The following is a 10,497-nucleotide window of genomic DNA, read 5'->3' on the forward strand; positions in this document are numbered from 1 at the left end:
CCGGCAATCCGCCCGAAGGCCCGTATATAGCCGGGCACTCGCCGTTGGCGTCCCCCGTAGACTTGGCTTCCCGTGAGCCTGAGCCTGGGAATCGTGGGTTTGCCCAACGTCGGCAAGTCGACTCTTTTCAACGCGTTGACGCGCAACAACGTGGTGGCGGCCAACTACCCGTTCGCAACCATCGAACCCAACGAGGGCGTCGTGTCGCTGCCCGATCCGCGCCTGGACAAGCTGGCTGAACTGTTCAAGTCCGAGCGCGTCGTCCCGGCACCGGTGACCTTCGTCGACATCGCCGGTCTGGTTGCCGGGGCGTCCGAGGGTGCCGGTCTGGGCAACAAGTTCCTGGCTCACATCCGGGAATGCGACGCCATCTGCCAGGTGGTGCGGGTGTTCTCCGACGACGATGTGACGCACGTCTCAGGAAAGGTCGATCCCCGGTCCGACATCGAGATCGTTGAAACCGAGCTGATCCTGGCCGACATGCAGACGCTGGAACGCGCGCTGCCCCGGTTGGAGAAGGAAGCCCGCACCAACAAGGACCGCAAACCGTTGCACGACGCGGCGTTGAATGCCCAGCAGGTCCTCGACAGCGGCAAGACGTTGTTCAGCGCCGGAGTGGACACCTCGCTGCTGCGGGAATTGAACCTGTTGACCACCAAACCGTTCCTCTATGTCTTCAACGCCGACGAAGGGGTGCTGACCGACGCCGCCCGGGTCGCCGAGTTGCGTGCGTTGGTCGCACCAGCAGACGCCGTATTCCTTGACGCCGCAATCGAATCCGAATTACTCGAACTCGACGACGAGTCCGCTGCGGAGCTGCTGGAGTCGATCGGACAGACCGAGCGGGGCCTGGATGCGTTGGCGCGGGCGGGTTTTCACACGTTGAAGCTGCAGACCTACCTGACGGCGGGGCCGAAGGAGGCGCGCGCGTGGGTGATTCATCAGGGTGACACCGCGCCGAAAGCGGCCGGGGTGATCCACACCGACTTCGAGAAGGGCTTCATCAAGGCCGAGATCGTCTCCTACGACGACCTGATCGCGGCGGGTTCGATGGTCGCGGCCAAGGCGGCCGGCAAGGTCCGGATGGAAGGCAAGGACTACGTGATGGCCGATGGGGACGTGGTGGAGTTCAGGTTCAACGTCTAAGTCGAGCGGACGGATGCGATTCGAGACATCGTCTACTTGGACTTCACCCCCCTGAAAATGGGATTTCACTGGTAGCATGTTCCCATGGAAGCAGTGATCGATTCTGGGGGGCGTGTCGTGCTTCCGAAGCACCTTCGTGACGCGCTCGGCTTGACGCCGGGTACGACGGTGGACATCTCGCCGTACGGGACCGGATTGCAGCTAACACCTGGTGGCAGGACAGCGCGGCTCGAGCGGGATGCGAACGGGCGCTTGGTGGCTCGTGCCGACACCGAGGTTACCGACGAGATGATGTTTGCTCTGATCGACTCCGGGCGACGTTGACGACCGTCCCCGTCACGGCGGTCGACACCAGTGTCGCGGTACCGCTGCTGATGACATCGCACCTTCACCACGCGGTGGTCGCTGCGTGGGCGGAGAGTCGAACCCTGGGTCTTTGTGGGCACGCACTGGCTGAGACGTACTCGGTCCTGACCCGGTTGCCCGGCGATGCTCGCGTCGATGCTGCCGACGCAGTGGCATTGATCGATGGGAACTTCGCTGCGTCGCTGCAACTCGGTGCGCGCGCCGCGCGATCCGCACATCGCGAGTTCGCGCGACGAGGTATTGCCGGTGGCGCAACATACGACGGGTTAGTGGCTTTGGCCGCTCGCGAGCACGGTGCCGTCTTGGCCACTCGAGATGCACGGGCGCGGTCTACCTACGAGGCGCTTGGTGTTGCCGTCCAAGTGCTTGTCGGCGACGTCGGGGGCGTTCAGTGACCGCCGGCGATCCGGTCGAGAGACAACGGCGCCTCATCGAACGTCGAAAGTCGTCTCGAAGCAACTGAGAGACGGGACGACGCCGAGATCCGGCACGCAGTGGCAGAACCGGCCGGTCGATCGATGAACCCCCGTCCGGGCAATACTGACGACCGCGACGGGGTTCCGTTGCGACACTGCTCAGTTGATGATCTCGCCGCGCTCATCCGCGCGTAGCGCGGCCAATCGGTCGTGCCACGCCTGAAGAGCCTCGGGCGACAGCCGCGTCCAGTCCTCGACTTCTGCGATGACCCGGAGCGGTTCACGGCTCCGGTAAGAGCGGGTCGGATTGCCGGGGAACTTCTTGTCGGTGACGTTCGGATCGTTCTCGAATTCACCGGTCGGTTCGACGAGATACACCCGCGGCGTGCCGCCGCCGGCGGCGAGCTCGGCAGCCAGTCCGGCGCCGTCGCGCAGGGCGGTGAAGTAGATGTGATTCATCACGATTTCGGGCCGGTAGTTGGAGCGAAAGCCTGCGGTGAGCAGTTCCCCCGTCTTCAGTTCAGCCTTCGTTCCATGGAAAAACGGGCCTTCGTCCAGCACTGTCTCAGGTTACGGCTACTGCGGCGCGCTTCGGCGGCCGTCAGTCATGCGGTCGGTCTGCCTTCCGCGATTCGACGCGTGACGTCAGTAAGCAAGGCGGTCAGCAGCAACTCGAACGCGCGATCATCCTGCGCGGGTGCGGTAGCGGAAAAGCCGGACGCGTCGGCAATCAAAAACCCGGCCGCGTAGTGCTTTTGGGCCAATCGACCGCGAAGTACCGACCCCTGAACCAGCTCTGAGACCGCTGAGTACGTCTCGTAGGCCGTCTGCTCATCGAGGCCCGCCGCGATCATGCTGGCGATCGCTTTCTGGGTCTCCTGTGCACCGAGCCGTTGCGCCATTGGGCTCAGTGCACCGCGAATGAGGATCAGATCCGTCAACACCGGATCGCGCAGGAAAGTCTGTCGCACACCGCGCACATGCGTCGTCAAGGAATCGCGCCAATCGTCGGAATCGACGAAGGCCGGCATCCCACTGCGGCGTAAAGCCCGGTCCGTCATGGCATCCAGGAGCTCTGATTTGTTGCGAACGTGCCAGTAGACGCTGGTCACTCCCACACCCAACGTCTTGGCGACCAGCGGGATACTCAGCTCGTCGACCGACGACTCCGCTGCTATTGCGAAGGCGGTATCCACGATCGCATCTGCGCTCAGGGTGCCGCGTGCTCGTCGCGCCGACTGTTGCGGTGACACTCAGCGCCGGATCTGACGGGTGACGACTGGGGGACCCGCCAGGGGCGCCCCAATCAGTCCAGGTGCAGCGTCGATGACAGCAGGTATGGCGTTGACGGCCGCCATTGCCGTTGCGGCGACGCCGGGATTGGTGGAGTCGCCGGGTGCGGGGTCCAAACGTAGCTCGAGAGTCATGTTGGGTGAGCCCGCGATGCGGAACACCATTCCACCCTGGCCGGGTTGCGCTGGGCGCGGCCAGCTGTCGGGCCAGGGAGTGGAGGTGACGGTGGCGAAGTACTGCACCGACACGACTGGGCGGTCATTGCTGATCGCGGCGAGTTGCCAGCGATGACCGCAAATGGTGTTCTTTTCGATCACCCCCAGCGCGGTGTCGAGATCGTCGGGCGCCAGGATGGTCTCCCAGTCCAACGCCACTGTCTCGACGTCAACCGACAACGTGTCGGCGATGTAGCGCACGACCGGTTCCCAGTCGTTGTTCACCTTGCCCACCGCGATGCGGATAGGCACGTGACCGTCGGGTTTTCCGAAGCCCATCGACTCGTGCAGGACCTCCCAGATCGGGTAGGCCAGGTCGAGGTCGAGCGCGTACTCGTCCATGCGGTAGGAGTCGACGAGACCGGCGCCGGTCAGCAACGCGGTCGGCAGGTTGAGGCTCACAAACCCGGGTTCGCAGCCGGTCGCGTAGAACGTGGCGTTGCCTTGTCCTGCAGCGCATTGGATCGGTTCACGCCATCGCATTGGAGCTGCCTTCGGATACACCATCGGGATGGCCGAGATGGTCACGACGTTGATGCCGGCCTCGAGGTAACCGACGATGTCGGCGATGACCTCATTTTCGCGGCGGACGGCGGTCGCACAGTAGGCGACGCAGTCGGGTTTGGCGTCCACGACCGCGGTGAAGTCGTCAGTGGCGCGTATGCCGACCTCGGGACGTCCGCACAACCGGCCCGCATCTTGGCCGACCTTCGCCGGTGTCGAGACCTTGACTCCGACTAGATCCAGCGCGGGGTCATCGATGATCGCGCGGAGAGCCGCGCTTCCCGTCATGCCGGTACCGACGTGCACCACGCGGCGCTTGGCGGTCGCAGAACCGAGAGATGCGCTCATCGTCGTTGCCTCTCGAGCTTCGCGGGCGGCTTAACCCGGCGTCCCAAGGCAGTTGAAGCAACCTGCCGTGCGCGGCCTCCCTACTGTAGGCAATACTAGTAAGGATTACCAGTGATTTGTTCGACAAGCCGACGGGGCGACAGCCGATGGCAGCTCTCTGCTCGTTGGCGTGTTCAGGCTCGGCTGCGAGCCGTCATGCCGATTGAACGCTCGGCGTCGTCGGCCCGGACGGAGGCGTGCTGGGCGCGGTGGGGACTTTGCTGGGTACCGACGGTGCAGTGAGTTCGCCCGCGTACTGGGGGCAGTAGGCCTGGATGGCGGCGCCGGTGAAGTACGCGGCGTTGAGTGACGGCCAGTTGGTGGCGCTGACGACTTTGGCGGCCAGGTCCGCATTGCTGGTGCTGGGGTTCTCCCGCAGCGACCCGCAGACGACGGTCTTTGCGATGTCGATCGCCTTGTCGGGCGCGCCGAAGTTCATCCCGGAGGTGTTGAGGTTGGCCAGGAATGCGTCGTCTTTGGTGTCGGCGAGTGCCGAGGGGGCCAACGCGACAGCAAGGACCAGCAACGCTATGGCTACCCGCACCATGACACGCCTCCCCGGGATTGATTCCACCGCAGTTTAGCGAGCGCCGACGATCAGCGCCCGCCGCGTGAAATCGACACTTGCCAGGAGTGTGAGTGGAGGGAAAGTCTTGACAGATGCGAACCGTAGGTCGGTTGACGACGGCACTGGTAGCTGTCGGGTTGGGGATGTCAGTGTTGGCGGGCGGCGTCGCCCGGGCGGCTCCAGCCCCGTTGCCCAGCAATCACTGGTGTCCAGGGGAGTACTGGGACCCTGCCTGGCAGGACATCTACAACTGGGACTGGCACCAGTGCCACGACTGGCAGAACTCCGGTTTCGTCGGTTGGGGGCCGTGGGGTCCCCCGCCGGGCTGGGCCTCGCCGCGGCCGCCGCAACCGGACTGGGCGCCGGGCGCTCAGTTGCTGTGGAACCCCACTGTCGGCGCGTGGGGATTCTGGAACCACAGCATCTGGACTCCGGTCTAGCCTGAAAGCTCAGTCGGACAACGTAATTCGCGGTGAAGGCGCGGTGATCAGCCCGACGATCTCGGCTTGCCGCAGCAGAAATCTACCCTCGTCGAGCTTCTTGCGTCGCATCCAGGTGGTGACTTCGGCATTGCACTTGCTCGCGTTGCAGGACGGACAGCTGGGCACCACATTGGCCAAGGTGTACCGACCGCCGTTGGCGATGGGCAACATGCAGTCCTTCTGCAGTGCAGAGCCCGTCGCGCCGCAGTAGGCGCAGCCTCCCCATCCGGACTTGAGCGCGTCCCATTGCGCATCTGTCGGTCATGGACGTGACCGGCCATCCGCCGTTTGCGGCGGCGTGCGTACCGCTGTGCGCGGGTGGGGCGCCGGGCTGACACCATCGGACAACGCTAACGGCGCCGGAGTGCGGTGTGGCGCAGCGAAATGCGTCCAACCGTGTTCAATGTCGCACCTCTGCGGGTGGCGCGAACTGTGACCGCGCCAGGTGAGTTCAGGCACGGCGCACACTGTCACACAGCGTCAGACGCTCGTAGATTCGGTGGGGAACCACTCGTCGACTTGGCGAGCGCGTCCTGCCGCGACGGGAGAACTCGATGCTCAAATTTCTTGCAGCGGTCACGCTGGTGGCGGTGCCCATGGTCCTGGCGCCCAGCGCTCGTGCGGACAGAACGGTCACGGCCGGTCAGGCTTGTGCGGAGGCCATACCCAGATCGATACCGGTGCAACTCACGTTCGAGTTGTCGTGCCAGGACCCCGAGGTGTGGAAGAGGCAGGGAACGCCCTGGGGGACCGAAGCGATGCCCGTCGTCATGGCGCGCACGTTCCCCGGCTCCTACCGGGTCAACCCCGCCAACCGGTGGTCAGACTGGGTGATCCCGGACTGAACCACGCCTCGGAGCCGCCGTTAGCAGGGCTTACCCTCGTTGAGCTGGAACGTCGGTCCCCACACCACCACTGTCGAGGAGCAAGGTGTGCACAGCGTGTCACACCGTGGGCCACGCGCGCGTCCCATTGTCAGCTGACCAGCCAAGCCGGTGTGTATTCGCCGATCGGAGGACCGCGTTGGCTAGGTCACACAGATAAGGATTGTCGTTTTGCGCCGCCGGTGCCGGGTAGCCATGGCTGGTGGCAGTCGCACTGGGCAACCGGCATCTTGAGGCGGCAGCAAAGATCCTGTTGGACGGATTGAAGGAGTGATCTATCGATGAAAGAACCCCCCGAGGTCGACAGCGCGCTTGCCGTGCGGCGTGAGACCACCGCTTCGCGCCGTCAAGTCTGGGACGTGATGGCCAACGGATGGACGTATTCGCAGTGGGTCGTGGGCAACAGCCGAATGCGTGCCGTGGATCCGAACTGGCCGGCGCCCGGCAGCCTGATCCACCACACCATCGGGGTGTGGCCCGTCGCATTGAACGACGAGACCGAAGTCGAAGTGTGCGTACCGGTCACCGAACTCGTGCTCCTGGCGAAGGGGCGACCGCTTGGCGGCGCGCGAATCACGGTGCGCCTGAGCGACACTGACGCGGGAGGCTGTCTGATCGAGATGGCCGAGGTACCGTTGGGCGGGCCGCTGAGCTTGATTCCGCGGCGGCTGGCTCTCATGGCCGCGTACCCCCGCAATCGGGAGTGCCTTGCGCGATTATCCGCGCTCGCGGAACGCCGTTCAGAACCTGAGCAAGGTCACTGACGCTGCCGTAGCTGGTTCGGCAACGTCAACAATGCTCTCTCTATCGCTTTTCGGCCTTCTCGCGGCTTATCGTGTCGAGGTTCGCCGAACTGGGGAGGGCGTAGATGGACGGGACGCCGTTCGGACGCTACTTGCTGTTGGAACCGCTGGGCCGCGGCGGCATGGGGGAAGTCTGGCGAGCGCATGACACCGAAACCGACAGAATTGTCGCTCTCAAGGTGCTGCCCGAACATCTGTCTGGCGACGACGAGTTCCAGCGACGATTTCGCCGCGAGGCGCATGCTGTCGCTCGACTGAACAGTCCCCATGTCATCCCAATCCACCACTACGGCGAGATCGGAGGCCGTCTTTACGTCGACATGCGCCTGATCGAAGGATGTGACCTCGCTGCTGCATTGGTCGACGGGCCCCTGAGACCGGCCCGTGCGGTGCGCATTGTCGAGCAAGTCGCTAAGGCCTTGAACGCGGCGCACCGAGTGGGTCTGCTACACCGCGACATAAAGCCGTCAAACATCCTGCTCGACCACGACGATTTTGCCTACTTGATCGACTTCGGGATCGCTCGCGCCGCTGACGAAACTCGAATGACCAAGACCGGCAACACAATCGGCACGTTCGCCTATATCGCACCCGAGCGTCTAGATCCCCAAGCCGACGAGGACGCCCGTGCCGACGTCTACTCGCTGGCTTGCGTGCTGTATGAAGCTTTGACCGGACTCCCACCGTTTGTCGGTGCCACGATGGCGCACCTGGTTGCCGCGCATCTGAACACGCCGCCGCCGCGACCGTCGACCTCCCAACCTGATGTGCCCACCCAGATCGACCAGGTAATCGCTACAGGGATGGCGAAAGATCCCGACACCCGCTATGCGACGACCATCGAGTTGGCCAATGCTGCCCGCGAGGCCATCAGCACGCCGTTGCAACTGATCGGCCCAACTACTGCACCTACTGATCGTGTAGATCGCTTAGGAACCCAACCTTTGCTGAAGAAGCCAAATGGCACCGGCACCAGAACCCCGAACCCCCAACGGGTGCAAGAGAATTCGGGTCCCGCGGGACTCAGGGTTTCGCATGAACGCGGCCAATCGGTAGGCGCCAATAACCGGCTTCTTGTTCCAGAAGCTGCAGTAGTCGACGCCGGCGCTGGATCAGGGGCGACGAAAGGGATGGATTTCTCTGGCCTCGAGGACCCGTACAAGCCAAGTAGGGGATTGTGGGTGGGCATCGCGATTGGGCTGGCTCTACTCGCCGCTGTGGCCATCTTGCTGCTGGTGTCCGTCAAAGGGCAGATGAGGCAGAGCTGGTATGGCGGAGCAGGAATGGGTTCTGCTCAAGTCGCAGAACGCGCCAGCTCAGCCGAAATGTGCGCCAATCGGCACCGGCGACTACATGTGACCCATCCCACGCCCGCAATGCGAAGTGATGAGCCGCCTGCCGCACCCGCGACCATTGATTATGGCCCGTCATGCCCCCGCCATACGTCATGGCGCGAGTTGCTCGTGTTGAATACGACTTGACAATAGACCTGCTCAGCGTGCTCATCGACGCAGTAGCGTAATTTGCTGACTATTGTCATTTGCCACACTAACCACATCTGTTTCAGTTTATTGATTTATGCGTGACCTCACTGCGGTATGTGCAGGTCAATGGCGTATTCGGAATGGCGTGACCGGCACCACAAATTTTGTTTCGCTATACATTCTCTGGGTAGCGTGCCGATCATGATTGCACTTGCAACGCTTTTAGCACTCGTTAATCAGGTGTCCGGGACGCCCTACGTTCCGGGTGGAGATTCTCCGGCGGGCACCGACTGTTCAGGGCTTGCTTCGTGGGTCGCAAATGCGGCAAGCGATAGGCCGATTTTCGGAAATAGGTTCAATACCGGAAACGAAGAAGCCGCATTGGCGGCCCGCGGCTTCCAGCACGGCACCGCTCCCAACGCCCTGGTGATCGGGTGGAACGGCGGGCACACCGCGGTGACGCTCCCCGACGGCACGCCGGTTTCCAGTGGCGAAGGCGGCGGAGTGCGCATCGGCGGTGCCGGGGCCTACCAGGCCGGCTTCACCCACCATATGTTTCTTCCCGCCGATGAGCTGCCCGAAGGTGAATTGCCCGCGCCAGACGCACCGCCTGTGCTGGTCGACGCTGTCGCACCCGACTTCGCCCCGCCGGCTCCCGACGTCATGGAACCGGCTCCCGATCCCGTCGGCGAACCGGAAGCACCGGTCGAGTAGTTCACTTCCCGAAGTGATTTGGGCAACAAACGGTCGTTGCGACGTGGCTCACATACTGGATCGATAACCGCAGCTACACCCCCCGGCCCATTTGTGGGTTGTGTCACAATGCGCCGCGGGGTGTGGTTCGGATACCAAAATCACATTTCACATCAAAGACAATAGGAATTTGTAACGATTCTATTGATGTGATAACCCGCCGGCCACGAATTCGGATTTCATTCGATTCACGCCGAGCGGGAAGGTCGATTCTCGCTATGCGCTTTCGTAAGATTGCGCGATGACATCCTCGACCAGTCAACTTGGTGGCGTCATCAGCGCCACGGCGGACGCCGTCGCCAATGACCCGGCCAACGCCCAGGTGGTCTTTCAGGCCACCGCCGCAGCGCACGACGCAGTGGCCAGCACCATCACCCTCGGCCAGTACCAGGTCGAGGTCGACGAGCCACCCGCTCTCGGCGGGGAAGCCAAGGCGCCGAACCCCGTCGAGTACTACCTGGCCTCACTGCTGTCCTGCCAGATCGTGACCTGGCGCTTCTGGGCCGAAAAGCTGGGCATCACGGTCGACGAGATCACCGCCCGCGCCGAAGGCGACCTCGACGTTCGGGGTTTTTTCGGTTTGGACGCCGGCGTCCGCTCCGGTTTCCAGGAAGTCCGCGTGGTCGTCAAGGTGACCGGACCGGAGACCGCCGAGCGCTACCGCGAACTTCAGCAGGCGGTCGACGCGCACTGTCCGGTGCTCGACCTGACCCGGAACGCAACCCCGGTGACCACCCGGATAGAGCTCAGCTGACGCCGTTATCCTGCGGGAATGATCTTCATCGTCGTCAAGTTCGAAACCAAACCCGACTGGACAGACCGGTGGCCGGAACTCGTCGCGTCCTTCACCGAGGCCACCCGCGCCGAAGAGGGCAACCTGTGGTTCGAATGGTCGCGCAGCCTGGAGAACCCGGCGGAGTACGTGTTGGTCGAGGCATTTCGAGACGGTGACGCGGGCGGAGTCCACGTCAACAGCGACCACTTCAAGAAGGCAGTGCAAGAACTGCCCCAGGCGCTGGCGACCACGCCCAAGATCATCAGCCAGACCCTGGACGCGACGGGCTGGTCGGAGATGGGGGAGATGAAGTTGACCTTCTCCCGCGACTGAAGATCGCGGGATTCCCTATGCCGCTTGCGCGTCATCGGGTCTTCTCGCTTGCGCGAGCACACCCGCGGGTGCGGGTGTTGCCTCCGGT

The 10,497-nt window shown here is 63.4% G+C and carries 13 protein-coding genes and 2 pseudogenes; 10 read left to right on the plus strand and 5 right to left on the minus strand.

All coding sequences use genetic code 11. The features are described 5' to 3' along the window. Nucleotides 1-72: 72 nt before the first annotated feature. The 3 genes from ychF to AC5Y47_RS23455 all read left to right on the plus strand — a co-directional run bounded on the left by ychF (nucleotide 73) and on the right by AC5Y47_RS23455 (nucleotide 1,907). A complete protein-coding gene (gene ychF / locus AC5Y47_RS23445; protein ID WP_499946638.1) occupies nucleotides 73-1,146 on the plus strand; it encodes a redox-regulated ATPase YchF in 1,074 nt (357 codons plus the stop codon). An 84-nt stretch (nucleotides 1,147-1,230) separates the two neighbouring features. Next, nucleotides 1,231-1,470: an AbrB/MazE/SpoVT family DNA-binding domain-containing protein gene (locus tag AC5Y47_RS23450; RefSeq protein ID WP_499946639.1), complete on the plus strand. Its 240-nt coding sequence runs from the start codon at nucleotides 1,231-1,233 to the stop codon at nucleotides 1,468-1,470. Further along, entirely contained in the window at nucleotides 1,467-1,907 is a 441-nt protein-coding gene (locus AC5Y47_RS23455; RefSeq protein WP_499946640.1) for a PIN domain-containing protein, read from the plus strand. The genes AC5Y47_RS23450 and AC5Y47_RS23455 overlap by 4 nt, the downstream gene beginning before the upstream one ends. Before the next feature lie 180 nt (nucleotides 1,908-2,087). On the opposite strand, the gene arr is transcribed toward AC5Y47_RS23455, so the two are convergent. The 4 genes from arr to AC5Y47_RS23475 all read right to left on the minus strand — a co-directional run bounded on the left by arr (nucleotide 2,088) and on the right by AC5Y47_RS23475 (nucleotide 4,874). After that, nucleotides 2,088-2,489, minus strand: coding sequence for an NAD(+)--rifampin ADP-ribosyltransferase (arr, locus tag AC5Y47_RS23460; protein ID WP_499946641.1), 402 nt, complete (start codon nucleotides 2,487-2,489; stop codon nucleotides 2,088-2,090). Nucleotides 2,490-2,533: 44 nt separating this feature from the next. Next, complete coding sequence (locus AC5Y47_RS23465) at nucleotides 2,534-3,124, minus strand: TetR family transcriptional regulator (RefSeq protein WP_499946642.1); 591 nt, start codon at nucleotides 3,122-3,124, stop codon at nucleotides 2,534-2,536. Between the two features lie 57 nt (nucleotides 3,125-3,181). Then, complete coding sequence (locus AC5Y47_RS23470; RefSeq protein WP_499946643.1) at nucleotides 3,182-4,288, minus strand: dihydrodipicolinate reductase; 1,107 nt, start codon at nucleotides 4,286-4,288, stop codon at nucleotides 3,182-3,184. Between the two features lie 193 nt (nucleotides 4,289-4,481). Next, a complete protein-coding gene (locus tag AC5Y47_RS23475; protein WP_499946644.1) occupies nucleotides 4,482-4,874 on the minus strand; it encodes a DUF732 domain-containing protein in 393 nt (130 codons plus the stop codon). A gap of 113 nt (nucleotides 4,875-4,987) precedes the next feature. On the opposite strand from AC5Y47_RS23475, the gene AC5Y47_RS23480 reads away from it, so the two are divergent. Further along, complete coding sequence (locus AC5Y47_RS23480; protein ID WP_499946645.1) at nucleotides 4,988-5,335, plus strand: Mtp family mycobacterial-type pilin; 348 nt, start codon at nucleotides 4,988-4,990, stop codon at nucleotides 5,333-5,335. Nucleotides 5,336-5,344: 9 nt separating this feature from the next. Here the strand turns inward: AC5Y47_RS23480 and AC5Y47_RS23485 are convergent. Continuing rightward, a pseudogene (locus tag AC5Y47_RS23485) lies at nucleotides 5,345-5,718 on the minus strand (HNH endonuclease). 213 nt (nucleotides 5,719-5,931) lie between these two features. Here AC5Y47_RS23485 and AC5Y47_RS23490 point away from each other — a divergent pair. From AC5Y47_RS23490 to AC5Y47_RS23515, 6 genes and pseudogenes are all read left to right on the plus strand, one after another. Continuing rightward, nucleotides 5,932-6,222 (plus strand): hypothetical protein, encoded by a 291-nt coding sequence (locus AC5Y47_RS23490; RefSeq protein ID WP_499946646.1) that lies wholly within the window; start codon nucleotides 5,932-5,934, stop codon nucleotides 6,220-6,222. 320 nt (nucleotides 6,223-6,542) lie between these two features. Then, nucleotides 6,543-7,025, plus strand: a complete 483-nt coding sequence (locus AC5Y47_RS23495; protein ID WP_499946647.1) for an SRPBCC family protein — start codon at nucleotides 6,543-6,545, stop codon at nucleotides 7,023-7,025. 104 nt (nucleotides 7,026-7,129) lie between these two features. Continuing rightward, a pseudogene (locus tag AC5Y47_RS23500) lies at nucleotides 7,130-8,074 on the plus strand (serine/threonine-protein kinase); the annotation flags it as partial. Nucleotides 8,075-8,929: 855 nt separating this feature from the next. Then, entirely contained in the window at nucleotides 8,930-9,262 is a 333-nt protein-coding gene (locus AC5Y47_RS23505; RefSeq protein WP_499946648.1) for a hypothetical protein, read from the plus strand. A gap of 280 nt (nucleotides 9,263-9,542) precedes the next feature. Beyond that, nucleotides 9,543-10,055 carry an OsmC family protein gene (locus AC5Y47_RS23510; RefSeq protein ID WP_499946650.1) on the plus strand — a complete coding sequence of 171 codons (513 nt, stop codon included), beginning with the start codon at nucleotides 9,543-9,545 and terminating at the stop codon, nucleotides 10,053-10,055. An 18-nt stretch (nucleotides 10,056-10,073) separates the two neighbouring features. Next, entirely contained in the window at nucleotides 10,074-10,409 is a 336-nt protein-coding gene (locus AC5Y47_RS23515; protein ID WP_499946651.1) for a putative quinol monooxygenase, read from the plus strand. The last annotated feature ends 88 nt before the right edge of the window (nucleotides 10,410-10,497 follow it).

Source organism: Mycobacterium sp. NGS22 (assembly GCF_059813095.1).

Bases quoted from the DNA above. Each gene is read 5' to 3' on its own strand.
- AC5Y47_RS23495 (WP_499946647.1), top strand. From the start codon at position 6,543: ATGAAAGAACCCCCCGAGGTCGACAGCGCGCTTGCCGTGCGGCGTGAG.
- AC5Y47_RS23450 (WP_499946639.1), top strand. From the start codon at position 1,231: ATGGAAGCAGTGATCGATTCTGGGGGGCGTGTCGTGCTTCCGAAGCAC.
- AC5Y47_RS23490 (WP_499946646.1), top strand. From the start codon at position 5,932: ATGCTCAAATTTCTTGCAGCGGTCACGCTGGTGGCGGTGCCCATGGTC.
- AC5Y47_RS23475 (WP_499946644.1), bottom strand. From the start codon at position 4,874: ATGGTGCGGGTAGCCATAGCGTTGCTGGTCCTTGCTGTCGCGTTGGCC.
- AC5Y47_RS23510 (WP_499946650.1), top strand. From the start codon at position 9,543: ATGACATCCTCGACCAGTCAACTTGGTGGCGTCATCAGCGCCACGGCG.
- AC5Y47_RS23515 (WP_499946651.1), top strand. From the start codon at position 10,074: ATGATCTTCATCGTCGTCAAGTTCGAAACCAAACCCGACTGGACAGAC.
- AC5Y47_RS23480 (WP_499946645.1), top strand. From the start codon at position 4,988: ATGCGAACCGTAGGTCGGTTGACGACGGCACTGGTAGCTGTCGGGTTG.
- AC5Y47_RS23470 (WP_499946643.1), bottom strand. From the start codon at position 4,288: ATGAGCGCATCTCTCGGTTCTGCGACCGCCAAGCGCCGCGTGGTGCAC.